At 39.7% G+C, this 23,475-nt stretch carries 20 protein-coding genes and 1 other RNA gene; 3 read left to right on the forward strand and 18 right to left on the reverse strand.

Features of this window, described 5'->3' with window-relative positions:
- Positions 1-72 precede the first annotated feature (72 nt).
- From tig to HMPREF2728_RS07835, 16 genes are all read right to left on the reverse strand, one after another.
- Positions 73-1,356, reverse strand: coding sequence for a trigger factor (tig, locus tag HMPREF2728_RS07760; protein ID WP_075227567.1), 1,284 nt, complete (start codon positions 1,354-1,356; stop codon positions 73-75).
- 112 nt (positions 1,357-1,468) lie between these two features.
- A complete protein-coding gene (locus HMPREF2728_RS07765; RefSeq protein WP_075227568.1) occupies positions 1,469-2,101 on the reverse strand; it encodes a response regulator transcription factor in 633 nt (210 codons plus the stop codon).
- An 18-nt stretch (positions 2,102-2,119) separates the two neighbouring features.
- The gene (locus HMPREF2728_RS07770) at positions 2,120-3,109 is read right to left on the reverse strand and encodes an envelope stress sensor histidine kinase LiaS (protein WP_075227569.1); all 990 of its coding nucleotides are present in this window, start codon (positions 3,107-3,109) and stop codon (positions 2,120-2,122) included.
- Positions 3,106-3,804, reverse strand: coding sequence for a cell wall-active antibiotics response protein LiaF (liaF, locus tag HMPREF2728_RS07775; RefSeq protein ID WP_075227570.1), 699 nt, complete (start codon positions 3,802-3,804; stop codon positions 3,106-3,108). The genes HMPREF2728_RS07770 and liaF overlap by 4 nt, the downstream gene beginning before the upstream one ends.
- A 98-nt stretch (positions 3,805-3,902) precedes the next feature.
- A complete protein-coding gene (gene fni / locus HMPREF2728_RS07780; RefSeq protein WP_075227571.1) occupies positions 3,903-4,904 on the reverse strand; it encodes a type 2 isopentenyl-diphosphate Delta-isomerase in 1,002 nt (333 codons plus the stop codon).
- Positions 4,882-5,895, reverse strand: a complete 1,014-nt coding sequence (locus HMPREF2728_RS07785; protein ID WP_070460064.1) for a phosphomevalonate kinase — start codon at positions 5,893-5,895, stop codon at positions 4,882-4,884. Before HMPREF2728_RS07785 ends, fni begins: the two co-directional genes overlap by 23 nt.
- A complete protein-coding gene (gene mvaD / locus HMPREF2728_RS07790) occupies positions 5,882-6,835 on the reverse strand; it encodes a diphosphomevalonate decarboxylase (RefSeq protein WP_070460067.1) in 954 nt (317 codons plus the stop codon). Before mvaD ends, HMPREF2728_RS07785 begins: the two co-directional genes overlap by 14 nt.
- Positions 6,817-7,695 carry a mevalonate kinase gene (mvk, locus tag HMPREF2728_RS07795; protein ID WP_070460070.1) on the reverse strand — a complete coding sequence of 293 codons (879 nt, stop codon included), beginning with the start codon at positions 7,693-7,695 and terminating at the stop codon, positions 6,817-6,819. Before mvk ends, mvaD begins: the two co-directional genes overlap by 19 nt.
- A 123-nt stretch (positions 7,696-7,818) precedes the next feature.
- Positions 7,819-8,745 (reverse strand): PspC-like choline-binding domain-containing protein, encoded by a 927-nt coding sequence (locus HMPREF2728_RS07800; RefSeq protein WP_075227651.1) that lies wholly within the window; start codon positions 8,743-8,745, stop codon positions 7,819-7,821.
- A 95-nt stretch (positions 8,746-8,840) separates the two neighbouring features.
- On the reverse strand, positions 8,841-9,530 hold the full coding sequence (locus HMPREF2728_RS07805) for a response regulator transcription factor (protein ID WP_049510160.1): 690 nt from the start codon (positions 9,528-9,530) through the stop codon (positions 8,841-8,843).
- 11 nt (positions 9,531-9,541) lie between these two features.
- Positions 9,542-10,966 carry an NADP-dependent phosphogluconate dehydrogenase gene (gene gndA, locus HMPREF2728_RS07810; protein WP_075227572.1) on the reverse strand — a complete coding sequence of 475 codons (1,425 nt, stop codon included), beginning with the start codon at positions 10,964-10,966 and terminating at the stop codon, positions 9,542-9,544.
- 76 nt (positions 10,967-11,042) lie between these two features.
- Positions 11,043-12,506, reverse strand: a complete 1,464-nt coding sequence (locus HMPREF2728_RS07815; protein ID WP_075227573.1) for a cell division site-positioning protein MapZ — start codon at positions 12,504-12,506, stop codon at positions 11,043-11,045.
- 12 nt (positions 12,507-12,518) lie between these two features.
- Positions 12,519-13,676 (reverse strand): THUMP domain-containing class I SAM-dependent RNA methyltransferase, encoded by a 1,158-nt coding sequence (locus HMPREF2728_RS07820; protein ID WP_075227574.1) that lies wholly within the window; start codon positions 13,674-13,676, stop codon positions 12,519-12,521.
- Between the two features lie 81 nt (positions 13,677-13,757).
- Positions 13,758-14,138, reverse strand: an RNA gene (gene rnpB, locus HMPREF2728_RS07825) — RNase P RNA component class B.
- 18 nt (positions 14,139-14,156) lie between these two features.
- On the reverse strand, positions 14,157-14,486 hold the full coding sequence (gpsB, locus tag HMPREF2728_RS07830) for a cell division regulator GpsB (RefSeq protein WP_000146538.1): 330 nt from the start codon (positions 14,484-14,486) through the stop codon (positions 14,157-14,159).
- Between the two features lie 69 nt (positions 14,487-14,555).
- Positions 14,556-15,083 (reverse strand): SLOG family protein, encoded by a 528-nt coding sequence (locus HMPREF2728_RS07835; protein ID WP_049510169.1) that lies wholly within the window; start codon positions 15,081-15,083, stop codon positions 14,556-14,558.
- Positions 15,084-15,150: 67 nt separating this feature from the next.
- On the opposite strand from HMPREF2728_RS07835, the gene recU reads away from it, so the two are divergent.
- Entirely contained in the window at positions 15,151-15,747 is a 597-nt protein-coding gene (recU, locus tag HMPREF2728_RS07840; RefSeq protein WP_000248769.1) for a Holliday junction resolvase RecU, read from the forward strand.
- A complete protein-coding gene (gene pbp1a / locus HMPREF2728_RS07845; protein ID WP_075227575.1) occupies positions 15,744-17,906 on the forward strand; it encodes a penicillin-binding protein PBP1A in 2,163 nt (720 codons plus the stop codon). Before recU ends, pbp1a begins: the two co-directional genes overlap by 4 nt.
- Before the next feature lie 326 nt (positions 17,907-18,232).
- Here pbp1a and HMPREF2728_RS07850 read toward each other — a convergent pair whose 3' ends face one another.
- Positions 18,233-20,215 carry a peptide ABC transporter substrate-binding protein gene (locus HMPREF2728_RS07850; RefSeq protein ID WP_075227576.1) on the reverse strand — a complete coding sequence of 661 codons (1,983 nt, stop codon included), beginning with the start codon at positions 20,213-20,215 and terminating at the stop codon, positions 18,233-18,235.
- A gap of 223 nt (positions 20,216-20,438) precedes the next feature.
- Here HMPREF2728_RS07850 and HMPREF2728_RS07855 point away from each other — a divergent pair, with 223 nt between their 5' ends.
- Entirely contained in the window at positions 20,439-20,921 is a 483-nt protein-coding gene (locus tag HMPREF2728_RS07855; RefSeq protein WP_006151868.1) for an S-ribosylhomocysteine lyase, read from the forward strand.
- Between the two features lie 54 nt (positions 20,922-20,975).
- Here HMPREF2728_RS07855 and HMPREF2728_RS07860 read toward each other — a convergent pair whose 3' ends face one another.
- Positions 20,976-23,078: an AAA family ATPase gene (locus HMPREF2728_RS07860; RefSeq protein WP_075227577.1), complete on the reverse strand. Its 2,103-nt coding sequence runs from the start codon at positions 23,076-23,078 to the stop codon at positions 20,976-20,978.
- Between the last annotated feature and the right edge of the window lie 397 nt (positions 23,079-23,475).

The following is a 23,475-nucleotide window of genomic DNA, read 5'->3' on the forward strand; positions in this document are numbered from 1 at the left end:
TGCGTCTTGCTCGACAATCCAAAGACAATTAAAAGGCTAGGACTTTTGTCCCAGCCTTTTATCTTGTAAAGATTATTTTACTGTTGCAGTGCTTGTGATCAATTCAACAGCTTTCTTCACTGCGATATCGTGTTTCAACATTTCAGCTGAAAGCAAGCTTTGTACTTGTGCAACTTCCATGTTGTAATCTGCTGCCAATTGTTCGATTTCTTTTTGGATTTCTTCATCAGTAGCATCAAATCCTTCAGCTTTCGCAACTGCTTCAATAACAAGGTTAGTCTTCGTACGTGACTCAGCTTCTGCTTCGTATTGTTTGTGAAGGTCTTCTTGAGTAGTTCCAGTGATTTGGAAGTACATGTCAGGGTTGATACCTTGACGTTGCAAGTTTCCAAGGAATTCGTTTACTGAACGGTGAACTTCTTCGTGGATCATTTCTTCTGGAAGTTCTACGATTTCAGCGTTTTCTACAGCTTTATCAATTGCTGCACCTTCAACGGCATCTTTGTAAGCTTCTTCTTTAGCTGCAGCCAATTCGTTGCGGTATTTTTCTTTCAATTCAGCAAGTGTTTCAACTTCTTCGTCGATATCTTTTGCAAGTTCATCGTCAAGAGCTGGAACTTCTTTAGCTTTTACTTCGTGGATAGTTGTCACGAATTTAGCTTCTTTACCTGCAAGGTCTTCTGCTTGGTAGTCTTCTGGGAATGTTACGATAACGTCTACAGTTTCACCAGCTGAGTGACCTACCAATTGGTCTTCGAACCCAGGGATGAATTGACCTGAACCAAGGCCAAGTGAGAAGTTTTCACCTTTTCCGCCGTCAAATTCAACACCGTCGATAGAACCAACAAAGTCGATTACAACAGTGTCTCCGTTTTCAGCAGCACCTTCTTTGATAACCAATTCAGCCAAGTTGTTGCGTTCACGTTCGATACGTTCTTCAACGTCAGCGTCAGTTACTTCTTTTTCTACATCTACTGATACTTCAAGGTTTTTGTAGTCACCCAATTTAACTTCAGGTTTTGTAACAACTTCAGCAGTGATAACCCAATCTTGACCTTTTTCCATTGAAGTTACGTCAATTTTTGGTTGAGCAACCACTTCAAGGCCAGCTTCTTTCACAGCTGCTTCATAAGCATTTGGCAAAAGAGCGTTCATAACGTCTTGGTAAAGTGACTCTTCACCAAATTTTTTGTCGAAGATAGGGCGTGGAAGGTGACCTTTACGGAAACCTGGAACATTAAGAGATTTCTTTACTGAGTTAAATACACGGTCCAATTCTGGTTTGATTTGGTCTTGAGAGATAGTGAAAGTCAAGACACCACGGTTTGTTTCTTTGTTTTCAAATGATACAGACATTCTGTCATTTCTCCTTAAAATTTTTAATACAGTCCATTATACCACATAGTAGCGAACTTTTTCAAGTAATGGATACGCTTTTCGTCCATGCTTCAGTTACATCCTATGTCCCCTAAAATTCATCAGAACCCACCAGATGATGTTGAAAAGCATAAACAGCAGCCTGGGTACGATCACTGACCTGAAGTTTGGCAAGAATATTGGAAACATGGGTTTTAACCGTCTTGAGTGAGATAAACAATTCATCAGCAATACGCTGATTTTCATATCCCTTTGCAATCAGTTGAAGGACATCTCGTTCACGGGCAGTTAATTCTTCGTGAAGTTCCATATGATTGCGGTGGTATTCTACTTTCTTACTCACCTCTTGTTCAATGGCTAGCTCTCCAGCCGCTACCTTTTGAACAGCATGGAACAATTCATCAGCACTTGATGTCTTGAGCATATAACCTTTAGCCCCAGCATTCAAGACTGGCATAATTTTTTCATTGTCTAGATAAGAAGATATAATCAAGATTTTAGCCTCCGGCCATTCTTTGAGAATAGCTAGAGTTGCGTCAATTCCATTCATTTCAGGCATGACAATATCCATCACAATCACATCTGGGCGAAGAGCCAAAGCCATGGAAATCCCTTCGGCTCCATTAGTTGCCTCTCCAACAACCTCTACATCATCTTGTAATTCAAAATAACTTTTTAAACCAAGACGCACCATTTGGTGGTCATCTACTAATAATAGTTTCATTTTATTTCCTTTTGTTCGTCAATCAATCAAGGGTATGCGAATATCCACTGCCAAACCCTGCTTGGGTGCTGTTAATAGTTGTATGCTCCCTGCCATATCTTCCACTCGTTCTTTGATATTCCTTAGTCCATAGCTTAGTTCATCAACTTCATCTAACTGAAAACCGCGACCATTGTCTACAACCTTCAACTGTAATTCAGTTTCCGTTTGATAAAGATAAACATCTAGACAAGAAGCCTGAGCATGACGGAGAGTATTACTAATCAATTCTTGGACAATACGGAAGATATGTTCCTCAATCTTTTTAGGCAGTTGGTCTACCTGATATTTAAAGCTGACTTTGAGTTCACTTTTTTCTTCCAATTCTTTGAGGAGCAACTGAATCCCCTCAACCAGACTCTTTTGTTCCAGTTCGATCGGTCGTAAATGCAAGAGTAGAATACGCAAATCTCTCTGAGCTGTCTCCAAAATAGCCGTCACACTCTGGAGTTGTGTCTGCATCTTCTCTTTGTCTAATCTGGAAGCTTGTTGACTGAGTCCTGATAAGATCATATGGGCCGCAAAAATTTCCTGACTAACTGTATCATGCAAGTCGCGTGCTATTCGCTTGCGCTCCTTTTCAATAATCACTTCTTCTTTGAGCAATACCTGGTTATCGGCTTTTTGAATGGCTTCTGTCAACAAACCAAGCTTGCCTGATAAATTTTTAAAACTTGCGTCTAAGTCGGCATCCCCAAGACTTTTAATCTCTTTACCAGTCAGCAGATTTTTAAGATTTGCTTGGATTCTTCTACGTGAAATCTCATCAACCATTGTCCAAAATAGGACTAACAAACAGGCTAGTGCAAGGCTAAACATCAAAGCCAGAAATAGGATTTTTTCTGTTTTCTCTATATCTTGGAAAAGAGAAGTCCATTCCAAATCCAAGACCTTAAAAATACTTCGAAACAAAAAAGCGACAAAGAGAAAAGAGGTGAGTCCAATTAAAATATAGGATTGTTTTTTCATCCTCTCACCACCTCAACATCTCCAACCATGGTTGTTAAGAAAATCTTAACACTCTTAGGACTCTTGAGATAGTCTCTCGTTTCTTGATGAAATTGTTCATTGCGCAATGCACGCTTAGGCTGGTCAAAGAAGGTTAAATCTCCGTACAGAGAATTAACACTAAGACTGACTTCCACATCCACTGGTACAATAATTCTAGTCGTACCGACTAGTTTTCTCAAGATAATGACATTATCATGATTGCTCAAAATCACACGTTCTAGATGAATGGTATCTTTCCCCATGAGACGAAAAAGATTGATATCATCAAAGCGACAAGTCTGGTAGCTTGAGAAGTGGTGGAGATTTCCAAACCAGCGATTTTTCTCTCTCTTTACTGTCACTACTTCTTCAAAAATCAGATTGGTATCTTCTCTTTCCTGGTTCATCATAGGATAAAGTAAGAACAGGCTATATATCAAGGCCACGAAGATAGCCATAATGACAAAGGGATTGAGCATGATGATAAAGAAAAATAGGATGCTCACTGCCACTAATATGAGGTTATTTCCCTGTCTTCCAGTGTAGTATCGAATCAGCAGTAAAAACAAGAGCAAGATCAGCAGAAAACGGGAAAAATGCTCTGATACCATCATAATCAGAGCTCCTGTTAATAAACAAGCTTCAATAAATAGAAAAATTTGAAATTTTCGCATGTATCCGTCCTCTCTATTTTATTGTATCACAAAACCAAAAAGTCACATCAGTCTGAGGAATGATAAAGAGACCGGGACCAAAATCCCGATCTCTTTCCTTACATTTGATCTTTTGCTTCTTTTAATTTTCCATATAAGAGATAGTCGACCTGCTGCAAATCCTTAATCCTTGCACAATTAAGGGCACACATAATCAAGCGTAGGTCTTCCTTCCAGCTTTCAACAATGGAAATAACGACATCAACAGAATAATTTTCAACCAGCTCTAACATAGTGCGTGATAGACCAACTGCCTTGGCTCCAAAGACCAGGCATTTGATGATGTCTAGTGGATTGCGCACTCCTCCACTCACCAAAAGCTCCATCTTATCTCTCCAGTCTTGGGCATTCAGAAGTGCTTGCATAGTTGATTGGCCCCAATCATTGAGGTAGTCACGTTGACCACTACGACGATTTTCAATATAAGCAAAGCTAGTCCCCCCACGACCAGACAAATCAACGGTTCCTATTCCCATCTCATAAGCCTTAACAATAGTCTTCACATCCATGCCAAAGCCGACTTCTTTTAAAATAAGGGGAACCGTGATTTGATCAGCATAATCTTTCAGATTATTTTGCCACAATCTAAATTGACGTTCACCTTCTGGCATAAGTAATTCCTGCATGACATTAACATGAACTTGCAAGAGTAGAGGATTCATCTCCTTGACCGTTTGCAGACCTAGTTCAACAGGCTTATCCAAGCCAATATTGGTTCCAAGAAGTAGGTCAGGACGATTTGACTTCACGGCAAAAGAATCATCTGATGGATCCTTGAGTGCCGCACTGTAAGAACCCGTCACAAATAAAATTCCACAGGTCTCGGCCACCTGGGCCAATTTTTGATTGATTTCTCTCCCCTTGTCACTTCCACCTGTCATGGCATTGATATAAAAAGGAAAGTCCCATTTCCGCCCTGCAAATTCTGTCGAAAGATCAATCTCATCTATGTCGTATAAGGGTAGCGAGGAGTGGATCAACTCCACTTCATCAAAACTATTATAAGTACTGTTTTGTTCAAGGGCATAGCGGATGTGTTCATCCTTCCGATTTGTCGTCATGTCCCATCCTTTCTTGATACAAGAGCTCAATTCCTAAATCAGCCCAGCGTTTTTTCAGTAATGTGGTCGAATCTTGGTCAAAGCTAAGTGCAATCCCACAGTCTCCACCACCAGCACCACTACTTTTAGCGACGGCTTTTAAGTCTCTACTGGCATCTTTTAATTGTCTGAGCGAAGGTGTGTAAATATCTGAACTCAAGCCTTCTAAGAGTTGGCTAGCTTGTTCTAGCAAGTCAATAACGGTTTCTTCTTGACCTACCTGCAAAGCATTCACCAAGTTAGCTACAATTTCTTTTGAAGCCTGCAAAAAGTTAGCGTTCATATTATTCTTGATTTGCTTGACCATGTGACTAGATACAGCTACTTCCTTGGTCCAACCAACCAGAAAATCAAATTTCAACGCTGGTTCAACACTCCTAATAGAAAAGCCCCAATCACGGTCTAATACAGCCTGCAAGTCTTCTTTTTCTAGCCATTGTGCAACTGTTTCTCTATTAAACGACTGATAGAGTACTAAATCTTCTGAAACGATACAGGCAATGTCCCCCATGGAACCATTATCTCCACGTTTGAGAAGAACTGCACTAGCCAGTTTAAACAAGAGTTCTCTTTCAGCCGGTCTGTCATAGAAAGCAAGCATGGCCTTGATGACCAGGACAATGACGCTACCACTAGAACCCAGTCCAAACTTCTTGCCCTCATGCTCCATTTTCCCACGAATGTCTAAAGAAAAAGGCTGCAGTACAACTCCTTGGGCAGTTAGATACTCCTCCACCAAGGCAACTGTTTCTTGAATCAAAGCATAGGAAGAATCTGGTCGCATGTCTACACTATAGGTAAACATATCTGAGTAGAGTCTATAAACATCAGATGCATTAATTTCAGCAGTCATATAGATGGGAATGGCCTTCAGTAAGGCTAACTGCCCCGGCTCTAAAATAGCATATTCACCAGCCCAATAGAGCTTTCCACAAGTCCTAACAAGCGTCATCTTGGCTCAAATCCTTTGTCTTTGATACAATCAAGCGATAGCGTTGACCTAAGAGTTCTGATAGGTGTTCTAAGTCCTCTTCTAGACAAAGAACCTTGACATTAGGCCCCGCATCCATAGTAAAGTAGCAAGCTTCTCCTTGTTCTCTAAGCTGACGGACGAAATCCATAGCCTCATAACTAGCATCTGTCAGATAAGAGAAAGATGGAGTTGCAGTTTTTGTCGTAGCATGCATAGCCAAGGCGTTCTTCTCTGTCAATTCACCAACTTTCTTAAAGTCATTCTCCTTGAGATGGACTAACATATCCTTGTAATCTTGTTCAGATTGACGAATCCACTCATCAAAAGTCGTAGAAGTTTCGACACAGAGCTTCATGCCATCTCGACTGGAAATTGGTTTTTTCTGGTCTTCCAAGACCAACATAATCATAGCTAGTTTCAAGTCCGTTTCAACTGGATAAATTTCTCCACTATCCTTGTCCCAGGCTGCCAAAGGGCCATAAAAACTACGAGATGAAGAACCCGATGCAAACTTAGCTTCCAAGGCCAATTCTCTGCGATTCAGCCCAAGTTGGAAATAGGCGTTGCAGGCTTTGACCAAGGCAGATAAGCCACTGGAACTTGAAGAAAGACCTGCTGCTGTTGGCATATTGTTCTTAGTATCGATACGAACAAAACCTGCTCCTTCAGGACGGTAGCGGTCAATGATTTTACTCATCTTGGCATGCTCAAATTCGTTTTGCAACTGGTCATTGATATAAAAGGCATCCGAGCTTGCATCTGCTGGTAAAGGAGAAAGTGTCGTCTCCGTATACATATTTTCTAAGGTTAGAGAGATACTGCTAGTCGCAGGAACCATCTCTTTTTCTGCTTTCTTACCCCAATATTTGATAATAGCAATATTGGCATAGGAACGTACTGTTACAGGCTTTCGATCCATGTCTGAACAGCTCCTTTCTCTTCTAATCTTTCTGCTAGTTCTTGCGCTTGGCTTACATTAGCAACCAGGGCGATAATACAGCCTCCTAGACCACCACCACTCATCTTGGCTCCTAGGGCTCCATGTTCAAGAGCAGTTTCAACCAAGGCATCCGCCTCCGGGCTACCAACTCCAATTTCCTTTAGATTTCCATGGGCTTTGGTTAGAATTTCTCCCAGCTTCACGGCATCTTTTGTTTTTATTGCTTCTTCTGCTTGCTGGGTCAACTCTCCTAGTGCATGCAAGAAAGGTAAGGCATCCTTGCCCTTGCTCTGTACGACTTGGATAGCTTCACGAGTATGTCCATAAACTCCAGTATCTGCAATGACCAGATAAGCTGACAAATCCATGGTTAATTCTTCAAAACCAACATTCTTGATAAAACGAATAGGCTGGTCACTTAGGCAAGTTTTAGCATCTAAACCACTAGGATTCATATGGGCAATCATCTCCGCCCGATTGACCAAAATTTCTAACACATCATGTGGAAGTTCTGCTTGGTAATAATCAAATACCGCTCGAATGGCCGCAATACTGATAGCTGCTGAAGAACCCATCCCACGTTTTTCAGGAATAGCCGAGTCAATTTGACAACGGATGCAAGCATCCTGGATATTTAAATACTCGAGAGAAGCATAAACTGCCATGGACAAGGTATCCTCTTCAAAAAGACGCCATGGTGTATCTGCTGGAACCACCCGACAAGTCACCTCTACCTCTAAAAGAGGTAAAGAGATGGCTGGGTAGCCATAAACCACTGCATGCTCTCCTATTAAAATAATTTTACTATGTGCCTGACCGACACCAACTTCTTTTGTCATTTAATCCTACTATCAGATGAAAATCATCTGTTTCTAGATAAAATTTTAGAACTTTATTCCTTTCTATTTTATTATATTTTCACAAAAAAAGCGATTGTTTCCTTTCACAATCGCTTGTTTTCATTACTGTACCCACTCGCCATTATAGTTGACCTGGTAGCCACCTACTGTGGTATTTACAGCTAGGGCACCTGAACTATAAGCATAGTACCATTTACCATTAGCTTGGAACCAACCTGTCACCATAGCTCCTGACGAACGGAGGTAATACCAAGTATTATCGACATAAATCCAGCCTGTTTTCATGTCACCATTTTGAGCATCTAGGTAATACCAAGTTGAACCATCTAGATACCAGCCTGTCGCCATAGCACCTGATGAACGGAGATAGTACCACTTGTTACCAAGATACTGCCAACCAGTTTGCATAATGCCAGTTGTTGGATCTAAATAGTACCAAGTGGAAGCATCTTGAATCCAACCAGAACTTTTCTCACCACCAAGATTCTTATTCCCAGAATTTCCTGTTTTTGCTAGGTAATACCAGTTAGATTGATCATAAAGCCAACCTGTCTTTAAAGAATGATCTTGATCAAAGTAGTAGTATGCTAATTTAAGAACTTCTGGACCTTCCCAGCCTTCACCATGTTTTTTCCCAACGGTTAAGGAATCTTTTAACTCTAATTGTTGCCAGCCAACAAATTCTTGTAGTACGCCATCTTGGTTAAAGTAATACCATTTTGACATTGGCATATATTCTAATCTGATACCATTTGGGTAAGGACCAATTGTACTACCTTTATCTGGCATGGGAATATACTGCCATCCAATAACCATTTCACCATTATAGTCAAAATAATAGTACTTACCATCAATCACTCGCCAGTAGGTTTCTTTGAGTTCCCCCTTCTTGTAGTAGGTTCTACCATTTTCTTGAACAAATTTCCAGCCTTCAGAATCCGAATCATCCGCAAATACTGTACTTGTTGCTAACAGACTTAAGAAAAATACTGCTAGTCCAACTTGCATCATTTTTTTCAAAAATTTCATTCTTGTTTCCTCCAAAATGATTGTAGCAAAAATCAAATCATATGTCAACATTTCAACGACTCAAAAAAAGCAGTTACAAAACTGCAACTGCTTTTCTATTCTTGCATGGTGTAACCAACACCACGCACGGTTTTAATGTAGCTCTTTTGACCTTTGACGTCAAGTTTACTACGTAGATAACGGATATAAACGTCCACTATATTGGTTTCGGTCGCACTTTCATACTTCCAAACACTTTCCAGCAATTGTTCACGAGTCAAAACCTTCTTACTTCCCATAAGGGTAGCTAAGAGGTCATATTCACGACGTGTCAGAGCAATCATCTCCTCGCCACGATAGACGGTATGATGTTCTACATCCATACGCAGATTGCGATAAGCTGTCGGAACTTTCATCTGACTACAGTGTTGGTCGATGAAATCTCGACCTCGGAAGATAGCTGAAATACGACTGACCAAATCATCGATAATGATTGGTTTATAGATGTATGAAACAGCGAAACGCTGGATTGTTTCAAGTTGGTCTTGCAATTCTTCTCGATGGTCCAAGACCATGATCACCGCAGCTGGCTTGGTTCGACTCAACTTATCTGCAAAATCCTGGGCTGTCATATCCCCTAGATGAGCATTCAGTAAAATCAAGTCATAGTCTGTCTGAAGAGCCATGGAGAGGGCTTTTTGTCCCTCTTCTACCTGATCAACTCGGTATTGCTCTTTTTGGAGTTCCAGACTTAAAAAATGAGCTAGATTTCTTTCTTTCTCAAGTAATAAAATCCGTTTCCCCATGGCTGACCTACTTATTTTTCGTCATACCAAGAGTAGTGGAAGGTTCCTTCTTTATCCTTACGTTGGTAAGTGTGGGCACCAAAGTAGTCACGTTGTGCTTGGATCAAGTTCGCTGGAAGATCAGCTGAACGGTAGCTGTCAAAGTAAGTGATAGCTGCTGAGAAGGTTGGTACTGGTACACCAGCTTGGACAGCAAGAGCTACGATATCACGAACTGATTGTTGGTACTTAGCAGTTACGTCCAAGAAGTACTCATCCAAAAGAAGGTTAGCAAGATCTGCATCACGGTTGTAAGCATCTGTAATCTTTTGCAAGAAACGAGAACGGATGATACATCCATCACGCCAGATAGAAGCGATATCTGCAAATGGCAAGTTCCAATTATTTTCTTTAGAAGCTACACGCAATTGCGCAAAACCTTGTGCGTAAGAGATGATTTTTGAGAAGTAAAGGGCTTGACGGATTTTTTCAATCAACTCAGCCTTGTCGCCTTCAAATTTGAAAGCAGCTGGTTTTGGAAGAACCTTGCTAGCATGTACACGTTCTTCTTTGTAAGTTGAGATGTAACGGGCAAATACTGACTCAGTAATGAGTGACAATGGCACACCAAGGTCAAGAGCTGATTGGCTAGTCCATTTACCAGTTCCTTTGTTTCCTGCAGCATCCAAGATATAGTCTACGATTGGTCCGTCTTGACCTTCGTCATCTTTACGGCCCAAAATATCAGCTGTGATTTCAATCAAGTAGCTGTCCAATTCACCCTTGTTCCACTCAGTAAAGATTTCAGCCATGTCTTCTGCAGAGAGACCAAGCAAGTGTTGCATAAGATCGTAGCTTTCTGCGATCAATTGCATGTCACCGTACTCAATCCCATTGTGGACCATTTTCACGTAGTGACCTGCTCCATCAGGACCGATGTATGTTACACATGGTTTTCCATCTTCTGGAGCTTTTGCAGAGATTTCTTCAAGAACATCTGCTACCAAGTCATAAGCTTCTTTTTGTCCCCCAGGCATGATAGAAGGACCTTCAAGGGCACCTTTTTCACCACCAGAAACACCTGTACCGATAAAGTTGATACCTGAGTTCGCCAATTCTTCATTACGACGAATAGTATCTTTATAGAAAGTATTCCCTCCATCGATCAAGATATCACCTTTATCCAAGTGTGGAAGAAGGGCTTGAATTGTCGCATCTGTACCAGGTCCTGCTTGAACCATAAGCATGATACGACGTGGTTTTTCAATTGAATTTACGAAGCTTTCGATATCGTAGCTTGGCACGAATTTTTTATCAGGGTGACAAGCAATCACATCTTCAGTTTTTTCTTTACTACGGTTATAAATCGCAACTGTATAACCACGGGATTCAATATTAAGGGCAAGGTTACGACCCATTACGGCCATACCAACAACACCAAAGTTAGCTTTTGTCATGTGACACTCCTCTTGTTTAATATGTTTTATTTTATCATGTTTATCTGTGAAAAGAAAGAATTTTGTAACAATTTGACTAGTAGTCTAAATCATCCGCATGTCCAGAACCATTCCCTACAAAGTAACCTGTCTTACAATTAAGGGTAAAGAGATAGGTACCATCTGGTTTATAAAGATTATAGTAGCCATTACCATTAACAATATTCACAGGTTCTAAAATGTATTGGCTACCTGTAATGTAGCCACGCGCACGCGAAGTCTCAAGAATGCGTTCAAGGACACCATCTGCAAAAGTCCAAGCAGGATTACTACTATCACTAACAGCAGCTTGATTGTACGGTACTCGACTGACACTTCTTTGTAGGTTCACACCATTGCTTGCTAGTCCACTATTTAGAATATTATTTGCTGAGGCTGTTTCACCCGCTGAAGTTGATGCATTAGCAGAACTGCTAGCATTGCTTTCAGTTGCTGAGCTTGACTCTGTTTGGCTTGATGAACTTGACTGACTACTGCTTGAGCTTGTAGAACTTGAAAGTTGACTCTTACCGAGACTAATAGCCTTATCTAGCAGTTTATCAATTTCAGTATTCCCAGTCTTAACTTCGGTAAATTTAGCATCTGCTTTTACTTTGGCATTCGTATCTAGAACACCATCTGTAATAGCTGGCGTTTCAAATTGAGCATTAACATCTTGTACTGCCTTGATTTGTGTTTCAAGACTATCGTATTTTGATTTAGCAAGAGTATGCTCTCTAGCTCCCTCAAGTTTATCTAAAAGTTCTTTGAGCTGATTCAATTGACTAAACTGACTATTTTTTAGGGCAGTTCTATTCTCATCAGTATAAAAAGTGTCATAGAGACTGTTAAATTGATCGAGTATTGCTTGATTGCTTACTAAACCTGCATCAGATGACTGAGACTGAATTTCTTGAGAAGAACGCGTAATTTGACGATAAACGTAGTAGCTACCCCCAATAATCAAGACAACAATGGCTAAAAGAGCTGACAAGATGACCCACAGTTTTTTGCGTCGTGGCTCATCCTCTTCTTGAAGAGAGCGAGCTAGAATTTGGGGTTCTTCTTGTGAAGTTTCCTCATTTTCTACCTGTTCTGGTTCAAATACTTCCTCTACAAGATTTTTGTCCATAACTAAAGTTTCTTCTAATGGCGAAAGGAGAACTTCTTCAGTTGCTACTCCCTCTTCTTCAGCAAACTTTTCTGATTCAGAGACTTCTTCTACTGGTTCCACCTCTTCTTCAATCGTTTCTTTAGCTTCTTGGATCAAATCATCTAGACTTTGCAGTTCCTCTTTCTTCGCCTGAATGTTTGTAAATTTATCAGCTTCGATTTCTTCACGGTGTTGTTTAATGTATTTGTCCAAAATCGTATCATCAGGAGTTACACCTGCTTCGATTTCTTCATTTTTTCGAATAACCTGTCCAACTGTTAGATCCTTAGCTTCCTCAAAGTCAAACTGAGGTTCCTGAGATGTTTTCTCCGGTTCTAACATTTCTTCTTTTTTATCCTTCTGATCCATGGTAGCTCCTTTCTAATCTGTCAAATTTCTTTTGACACGTTGACCAAAATATTGATACAAATCAACTTTCAAAGTACCATTATAGAGTTTTCGTTTTTTATCTGCCTGACTACCATATTTACTTTCAAAGGCTTCATCACTTGTCAGAATAAACTTACTCCAAGTTTTGAGCGACTCAAAAACCTCACCCATTTCAGCATAAAGTTTAGTTACTCCTGCATCATCTGACAGACGTTCACCATATGGTGGATTAGAGATAATGACTCCATTAATCTTATCCGTACGCAAATCCTGTACGCGCATCTGTTTAAAGAGAATATCTCCAGATACTCCTGCTGCCTGGGCATTGGCTTTGGCAATTTCCACCATACGACCATCGATATCACAACCCATAATATCCAGTTCAATCTCTCGATTTATCTGCTTGCTTGCCTCAGTTCTGACTTCTTGAATCAAGCGGTCACTAACCCAGTTCCACTCTTCAAAGGCAAATGAACGACGCAAACCTGGTGCCATCTTACGTGCAATCATAGCCGCCTCAATACAGAAGGTTCCCGAACCACAGGTTGGATCAATCAAAGGCTTATCAGGGTACCAGTTTGACAGTTGCAAAATCGCAGCTGCCATATTTTCTTTGATCGGAGCTCCACCTTTTTCAGTACGGTAACCACGTTTAAAGAGACTTGATCCGGTCGTATCAATCATAACAGTCGCTACATCTTTCAAAATGGAAACTTCAATCTTGAACTCAGGGCCATTCTCCATCAGGGGAACACCTTCTGGTCGTGCATAGTGTTTTTGTAGTTTCTTAACAACTGCCTTCTTAGAAATTGCCTGCACACTTGGCTCATTGTGTAATTTTGACTTGACACACTTAGCCTTGGCAATTGGGAAACGGGCTCCCAGTGGGAGATAGTTCTCCCAATCTTGAGCAAAAACACCTTGGAAGAGCTCTTCAAATGTTTTTGCAGGAAAAGTTCCCACAACAATTTTGATTCTATCCGCAGCTCTTAGCCACAGGTTCGTTTGGATAATCGCTTTAACATCACCTTGAAAACGAACTCGCCCATTTTCAACTTGACAATCATAACCCAAATCTCTTACTTCACGTCCAACTACAGCTTCCAAACCCGCCGCAGCAGTCGCAATTAAATTAAATGTTGTTTTCATTTCAGTCTTTTATAGACCTTTCTTTATTCACTTTAAAAAATGAGGTTGAGAATATATCTCAGCCCCAACCTATATGCAATTTTCTATAAGCCATGTTTTGTTCCAGAAGTGACTAGGACCACTTCCTTCGATAATCATCTGTCTACCACTAGCAGCTCTAGCTGCTAGCAGTCAGAGTACTACGTTCGTTTCCGCGCACTCCATGCCCCGACCAAAATTTGGGTTGCTAGCTTGAGGGGTTTACCGCGTTCCACTCTCTCTGTTTCCAGAGAGACTCCGTCACTGTGGCACTTTCAAGTCTACTCTGACATATCCTAAGACTTAGCCATTTCAACTGCCGTAACGATTTCTCGTCCCTAGGCTTATGGTTTCGCCTAGCACAAACACTACAGGCATCACAGCCTGTGCTAGCATGGACTTTCCTCATGAAAAGAAACTCTCTTCACGCGATTATCCAAAAATTGCACAACAGAAGTATTCTTAGAAATCAGAATTATCCATGATTTGTTTGCCAAATACTTCTTTTTCAAGACGATTCAAACGTTTCAAAATATCAAAGTTTGTCATAGAAGTTGTACTTCCAAGCTCTGCTGGTTCAGAAGCTACTGGAGTCACTTGAGGTTTTTTCGCCAATTCCTCTTTCAACTCTGCAATTTCTAAACGGAGTGACTTTACTAATGCTGCATAAGTTTCATAATCCTTGATGACGTCATCCAAGAATTCATCAACCTCTGCTTTACTATATCCACGTACTTCTCTTCCAAAATCCTGCTCAAAAATATCTTTTGCTGTAAAAATAATACTTGCCATGTCTCTCTCCATTCTCAGTTGCTAGTATTATTATATAAAAAAAGGCAAACAAAAAGCAAGGTCAAAGGCTCAATTTTCGGAAAAATTTTCAGCTACTTCGTTTAATTCCTCAAATGTTAATCTTTTTGTAATATAGTTGTCTTTCTTTTTCATCAGTTCGTAAAAATACTTCAGTTTTGTTTCATTTTCTTCATCATAAAAAAGATAGGCTCCATCTGTATTTTCAAGTAAGAAAAGTTGATAATCTCGTAATTGACCCTTATGTTCATAGTTCGGATAGGCGTATTTAACAAAATCAACTTGTTTAAATTCACTAAGTTTAACCCGATTCCCCTCATTCCAGTTTTCCCCATGAGTCTCAAAATCAAAGATAGTCGCAAGTTGGAAACCAAAGTCATCTTTCATATCTCTGGCAACCTCTAAAACCCAGTATTCAAATCCCAGAGTTCCCGTAAACACCAACCATTTCAACCCTTCGTCAGCCATTTTTTCCAAATCTCTACGAATGGCTTTTTTAATAATTTTTAAACGAATATCTTTGTCATTAAACAATCCTAAATCAAAGCTAGAATAGCCTAAAACCAAGGCTGTATGCATTTTTTCACCCTTTCTGTTCACTTTTATGGTATAATAGAGTGATGTTATTGTACCAATAAGGAGAATTATGGTCAACTATCCTCATAAACTTTCATCGAAAAAAAAACAACAAGTCACCTCACAAACTAAAAATTTCGCAAATCGTGGGATGACCTTTGAGAAGATGATCAATGCTACAAACGATTATTATCTGACACACGGTTTAGCTGTTATCCATAAGAAACCAACTCCTGTTCAGATTGTCCGAGTAGACTATCCTCAGCGTAGTCGTGCTAAGATTGTTGAAGCTTATTTTAGACAAGCATCGACTACCGATTATTCTGGAGTTTATGAAGGGTTTTACATCGATTTCGAAGCCAAGGAAACCAAGCAAAAACATGCGATTCCAATGAAGAACTTCCATCCTCATCAGATTCGGCATATGGAACAAGTCCTTGAACAAAAAGGAATTTGCTTTGTCCTTCTTCATTTTTCTTCTTATCAAGAAACGTATTTATTGCCGGCACTTGACCTCATCCGTTTTTATCATCAGGATATGGGAAAAAAGTCAATGCCGCTTGACTATATCAAAGAATTCGGTTATGTGATTGAGCAGTCTGCTTTTCCACAAATTCCTTACCTTGATACAGTCAAACAACATTTACTAGGTGGTAAAACAATATGAACAAACAAACTATCTTACGCATCGCTAAATACCTCGGCATTGGTGTGATTAGCTTATTTATCGCATCTTTCCTGCTTGGTGGTGGTGTCTTTCTTTACTATGCAAACAAGGCTCCTGAACTTTCCGAGAGCAAACTTGTTGCAACTACATCAAGTAAAATTTATGATAGCAAAAATGAACTAATCGCAGATTTAGGTGCTGAACGTCGTGTCAATGCTCAAAGTAGTGACATTCCTACTGATCTTGTCAATGCGATTGTCTCTATCGAGGATCACCGTTTCTTTAACCATAGAGGAATTGATAGCATTCGTATAGCAGGAGCTTTCCTTCGTAACCTTCGAAGCAATAGTGGTCTTCAAGGTGGATCGACTTTGACTCAGCAGTTGATAAAATTGACCTACTTCTCAACATCAACAGCTGATCAAACCCTATCCCGTAAAATTCAAGAGGCTTGGTTAGCTATCCAGCTAGAGCGAACTGCAACTAAACAAGAAATATTGACCTATTACGTCAATAAGGTCTACATGTCAAATGGTAACTATGGCATGCAGACTGCTGCAGAGAACTACTATGGTAAGGATCTCAAAGATTTGTCCATTCCACAGCTAGCACTCTTAGCAGGTATGCCACAGGCTCCAAACCAATACGATCCTTATTCTCATCCTGAAGCTGCCCTTGAAAGACGAAACCTCGTTTTGTCAGAAATGCAAAGGCAAGGATACCTTACAGCTGAACAATATGAAACAGCCATCAATACTCCAATCACAGATGGACTTCAAAGTCTAAAATCTCTTAATAGCTATCCACAATACATGGATAACTATCTTAAAGAGGTTATTGATCAAGTAGAACAAGAGACAGGTTATAATCTATTAACAACAGGTATGGAAGTCTATACAAACGTCGACCAAGAGGTACAAAAACACCTTTGGGACGTCTATAACACTGATCAATACGTAAACTATCCTGATGATGATATCCAAGCAGCTTCTACTATCGTTGATGTATCAAATGGTAAAGTTATTGCCCAACTCGGATCTCGTCACCAAGCTAGCAATGTATCCTTTGGTACTAACCAAGCAGTGGAAACAAACCGTGACTGGGGTTCAACTATGAAACCAATTACGGACTATGCACCTGCACTTGAGTACGATATCTATGACTCAACTGCTTATATGCTTAAGGATGTACCATATAACTTCCCAGGTACTAGCACTCCAGTCTACAACTGGGATCGTGGCTATTATGGTAACATCACTCTTCAAACTGCTATCCAACAATCTCGTAACGTACCAGCAGTAGAAACTCTCGATAGAGTTGGACTCGATAAAGCAAAAGGTTTCCTAAATGGATTAGGCATTGATTATCCAACTATGGTATACGCAAATGCAATTTCAAGTAATACGACCGAATCAGGTAAACAGTACGGTGCAAGTAGTGAAAAAATGGCTGCAGCTTATGCCGCATTTGCGAATGGTGGTACTTATTATAAGCCAATGTACATCAACAAAGTAGTATTCAGTGACGGAAGTTCTAAGGAATTCTCCGACCCTGGTACTCGTGCTATGAAAGAAACAACAGCTTATATGATGACCGAGATGATGAAAACAGTACTATATTATGGAAACGGTACTGGTGCTTACATTTCTTGGTTACCTCAAGCGGGTAAAACTGGTACATCAAACTATACTGATGCTGAAATTGAGAATCATATCAAAACCGATCAGTATGTCGCTCCTGATGAAATGTTTGTTGGCTATACACGTAAATACTCAATGGCAGTATGGACTGGTTACTCCAATCGATTGACACCAATTGTTGGTGACGGATTTAGAGTTGCTGGTAGCATCTATCGTTCAATGATGGAATATCTCGCTGAAAATGATCACCCTGGTGACTGGACAATGCCAGAAGGACTTTATAGAAGCGGTGATTACGTCTTCAAGAATGGGGCACGTAGCAACTGGATTCCACAATCAACTCAAGCAAGTTCGACAACAGAGAGCTCTAGCTCAAGTTCAACTTCAACAACTGAAAGTGAAAGCTCTTCAAACGAAAATACGAATGGTACTACTAATCCAAATGCAACGCAACCAAACTCATCTGCAAATTCTCAACAACAAAATCAACCCCAACAAAATCCACGAAGACAGCAATAAAATATAGAAAAAACTGAGAATAACACCTCAGTTTTTTCTATATAGTTTCTATCAAACTTTTTAAAAATATGTAGAGAAACAACTGAACAGGTTAAATATCTCAATCGCAATCTTATACCAAACACATGATAAATAGTCGGGAAAACTGTTTATTATTATAGATAAAAGATACCTTATGTTTACGTAAATTATCTATGAACGGGGGCGTGACTTAGAAAGTCTAATCTACTACTTCAATGCAGGGATTAAACCAATAATCAACATGCTAAACTAAAGTCTCAGGAAGGGTATCAAAAGGCCAGACTTTTTGTCCGGCCTCTTTTTTATTATTTAACATGATTTGCAAGGTCTTCTTGCGCTTTTTTATTAGATTCTTCTTTTTCTTTCTTCCATTTATCTTGAGCTTTTTGATATTCATCAGCAGTTACTGGCTTATCTTGAAGTTCAAGGTATTTGTACAAGAGTGCTTCACTTGTTCCCTTGTTACCTGAGTAAGCAAATGGAAGTGTGAATGGCACCATCTTAGACAACATTGGACGTCCAGTTTGAGAAGTTGTTGGAATAATCAAAGCGCTATCTGTCAACCAAGCTTGAGCAGCTGCATATTTATCATAGCGTTTTGAAATATCTGTGTCTTCATTTCCAGCTTCAACAACCATCTTTTCGTAATCTTCTAAACCAACTTGTTTGGCAGCAGCGTTATTGGTACCTGAATCAAATCCTAGGTAAGTCTTAGTATTTTCACCTACTGATGGTTTGATGATATCAAGGTATGTAGATGGGTCGATGTAGTCTGGAGACCATCCAACGTTATCTGAAAGGTCCCAATCTTCACCAGCAGCTGTTTCAGCAAAGTAAGTAACATTGAGGACTTCATCTTTTTGAAGTTGTTGGATATCAATAACGACATTGTCAGTTCCTAATGTTGCTTCAAGCGATTGTTTCAATGATTGAACACGTTGAACTTTTGTAGTATTCGTTTGGTCAACAGGCATATCCAAGTGGATTGGGAATTGAACACCTTCTGCTTGGAGAGCCGTCTTAGCCTTAGCAAATTCTGCTTTCGCTTTTTCAGGATTGTAAAGACCATCTTGAGCGTCATCTAGATTGACATCTTTCCACTCATCACCATAGGTTACCAATTTTTCTTTAACTAATTCACCAAAGTTTTTACCATCTGCTTGAACAAATGTTGGTGGTACGAACAAGTTACGAAGGAGTTTTGTTGCTCCGCTTGCTCCATTAACTTGAGAAGCATAGGCTGTTCTATCAAAACCAAAGGCGATGGCTTGACGGAAGTCTTTGTTAAGAAGAGCTTTCTTAGTTGAAGTCTTTTGCTCGTCTGTAGTCTTAGAAGTATATTTGTAAGACTGACGGTCAATATTTGTACCAACTAAGAAGGTTGAAGAATCTTGTGGTGTATAAACGATATTATCTTTAAACTCTTTTTCAAGTTCAGAGTAGCTTCCACTTGTTGGGAAGAGACGAGCCATTGAGAAACCACCATCTTTAAAGGTTTCTGCAAGTTTGTTATTGTCTTGACCATCCCAGAATGAAAGTTTTACTTTATCAATATGAACATTGTCCTTATCCCAGTAGTTTGGATTCTTTTCAAATTCTACTGAAGATTTTGCTACCAATGATTTCAACAAGAAAGGACCGTTGTAAAGAATACTGCTTGGATCTGTTGCTTTAGCAAAGTCACTTCCTTTAGAAGTAAGGAATTCTTCATTGACTGGTGCAAGAATTCCCATGGTTGTCTTAGAGTTCCAGAAGCTTTCTGGTTTGTTCAAAGTGTATTGAACTGTTTGATCATCTACAGCCTTAATTCCAACTTCTGAGAAATCTTTAACTTCACCTTTTACATAAGCATCCAAACCTTTAATAGATTCTTGAACAAGATAAAGGGCTTCTGACTTATTGTCAGCCGCATACTTAAGACCTGTTACAAAGTCTTGCGCTTTAACTGGTGCATACTCTTCGCCTTCAGAAGTGTACCATTTAGCATCTTTACGGATTGTGTAAGTGTAAGTCAACCCGTCTTTAGAAACTGACCAATCTTCTGCCAAAGATGGCACGAAGTTACCGTAGCGGTCATTCTCCATCAAACCATCAACGACATTACTTGTGATATTAGCAACCGCAGCCTTACCAGTTGTCAGATAGTTGAGGCTGTCTGGATCTGTTTCATAAACATAAGAAAAAGTTTTCTCACCTTTTGCACTAGAGCCTGAGCCTGAACAAGCTACCAAAACACCTGATGCTAACAGAGTCACTCCTGCTAGGGCCATTACTTTTGAAAATTTCATAATAAACTCCTTTTTGACTTTTTATACATTATAGTCCCTTTTCAGCCAAGTGTCAATACAATTTTCAGAATTTTTCCAATTGAATTGAAAACAATTGCCATTTTAAAATTATTTTTTACAGTCAGACTCTTTTATGGCATTCATATTTGAAAAATCTCTTGATTAGCAGTTTTCAAGCAAATCTTTATGATATAATGAAAAGAGAAAATTGAAAGGAAATACCATGTCAAAAGAAGTTATTGTTGAAAGTTTTGAACTTGACCATACGATTGTAAAAGCCCCTTATGTCCGTTTAATCGGAGAAGAAACAGGTCCTAAGGGAGATATCATTTCTAATTTTGATATCCGCTTGGTTCAACCAAATGAGGACTCTATCCCTACTGCTGGACTTCATACGATTGAACACCTCTTGGCTAAACTCATTCGTACTCGCATTGACGGTATGATTGATTGTTCACCATTTGGTTGTCGTACAGGTTTCCATATGATTATGTGGGGACGTCATACTAGCGCAGAAATCGCTGCTGTCATCAAGGATTCGCTAAAGGAAATCGCAGAAACAACAACTTGGGAAGATGTCCCAGGAACTACCATTGAATCTTGCGGGAACTACAAGGACCACAGCCTATTTTCAGCTAAGGAATGGGCTAAATTGATTCTCCAACAAGGAATCTCTGATGATGCCTTTGAACGCCATGTCATTTAACACAAAAGAACCAGTTTTTTCAACTGGTCCTTTTTTTACACTCAAAATTTTAATTTAGGCTTTCTCACGAATGACCAAGACACCATCTTCCATATCGGCTTCAAGGTGTTTAGCATCAAGATTATCCAAGTGGAAGTCTGTGACTTTGTCACGAATTTGTTGTTCAACTACACGACGGAGTGGACGAACACCCATGACTTCATCATAACCTTCTTCGGTCATATATTCTTTGGCTGCGTCACTCACTGCCAAGTCGATCTCTTTCTTAGCAAGTGTCTTATTGACATCAACCAACATCAAGTCAACAATCTTAGAAAGGTCTTCCTTGCTCAAGTGTGAGAATTCAATCACAGCGTTGAAACGGTTCAAGAATTCTGGACGGAAGTATGGTTTCAAACGATCCATGAGTTCTGGTTTATCAGCATCTTCTGTCAAGTTAGCTTCATAACCAAAGCCTGCGTTTGAAGTTGCGATAATCACCGTATTCTTGAAGTTTACAGTGTTACCTTGACCATCTGTCAAACGACCATCATCCAAGACTTGGAGGAGAAGGGTGATGACTTGAGGATCAGCCTTTTCAATTTCATCAAGAAGGACGATTGAGTATGGATTCCGACGAACACGTTCAGTCAAGGTATTGTTATTATCATCGTAACCAACATAACCTGCTGTTGTACCAATCAATTTAGAAACGGCTGTACGATCGCTGTATTCTGACATATCCAAACGGATGATAGCATCCTTAGTTCCGAACATATCAAGAGCCAATTGTTTAGCCAACTCAGTTTTACCAACACCAGTTGGACCTACAAAGAGGAAGCTACCGATTGGACGGTTTCCTTCGTCAAATCCTGCTCGATTACGGCGGATCGCACGTGCTACTGCCTCAACAGCTTTATCTTGACCGATGACTTTGGTTTGCAAACGGTGACCCATATCTTTCAAACGTTCGATATCAGTAGCACCCATTTGTGAAACAGGAATACCTGTCATACGTTCTACAGACTCAGCTACGTCATTAACAGTCGCTGTAACCTTGTGATCTTCTGTATGGTTGGCGATTTGCTTTTCAAGTTCTTCGATACGAATTTTTGCATTTAATGCCGCTTCATAATCCTCTTTAGCAGCTGCAGCTTCTTGTTTAGCTTTTTCTTCTTCAATTTCATGCTCTACAGCATGTACATCTGTCACTGGGTGTTGTGCTGCCAAGTGAGCAGCTGTTACATCGACTAGGTCAATAGCCTTATCCGGCAAGCTACGTTGAGGAATATATTGTACTGAGTAATCAACAGCCGCTTTCAAAACTTCATCTGGCAAGATAACATTATGGTGCTGTTGATATAGATCACGGATTCCTTGGAGAATCTTGAAGGTATCTTCAGCAGATGGAGCATTGACCTTCACTTCATTGAAACGACGAGCAAGGGCAGCATTTTTCAAAATAGTGTTGCGGTATTCGTCTTGAGTTGTTGCACCAATCACTGTCAATTCACCGCGTGAAAGAGCTGGTTTCAAGATATCAGCAAGACCTTTAGATCCTTGACCATCTCCTGTGCTACCTGCACCCAGGATTTGATGGATTTCGTCGAAGAAAAGGATAATATTTCCAGCTTCTTTGACCTCATTTACCAAATTTTGAATGTTTTCTTCAAAACTTCCACGGTATTGAGTACCGGCTTCAAGTCCAGAAATATCAATGGAAATGATTTCTTTATTCTTGATTGCTGCTGGAACATCACCATTCACGATAGCTTGAGCCAAACCTTCAACTACTGCTGTTTTACCGACGCCAGCATCACCTACAAGGACTGGGTTGTTCTTAGTACGACGAGAAAGAATTTCAGATGTTTCTTGAATTTCCTTATTACGTCCAATAACCGGATCCAGCTTCCCTTCACGAGCTTCAGCTGTTAAGTTACGTCCAAGTTTTGCAAGAATACCATCTTGTTTCATAGCTTTACCTTGAACATACTGTGCTTGGTCACTTCCTTCATTTGGAAGTTGACCAGTTTGACGGTAAATAGCGAATTCTTCTGGAGTTACTTCACGACCGTTAATCAAGTAACGACGATTTTCAGAACTGTATCCACGCATACCTCCCATTAATTGGTTAAATAAATCATCCATGTTGTTAAAGTTATTAAAGTTGTTATTCATATTTCATACCTCGTTTGTTTTCAAAATTAGTTAGTCAAACCACTTTGACTTTCTCTGACCTTTGTTTTAAAAAATTTAGACTAGCTATTTGCTACTCTACGTATAATTTCAGGTTTTTCTTTATCCAATACAGGTTTTGTAATTGGATAAAGAAAAATACTAATGTTCATCATAGGTTGTACCTCTTTTCTAGGTTTTACCCATACTTTGATCTTAAGATAGAATACACAATCACCTTAAAATCAAGGTTTTCTAAGGATTTCCTTATCCTTATGTTCTTAGTTTATCACTTTGGTCAGTAATAGTCAAGAGAATTGACCAAATTTGACCAACTTTTTTAAAATATTTTTTTATAGCAAAAAAACCAGTCAAAGTGACTGGTTTTTAATTTATTATT

Origin of the sequence: Streptococcus sp. HMSC061D10 (assembly GCF_001808865.1) — a bacterium.
GTDB lineage: Bacteria > Bacillota > Bacilli > Lactobacillales > Streptococcaceae > Streptococcus.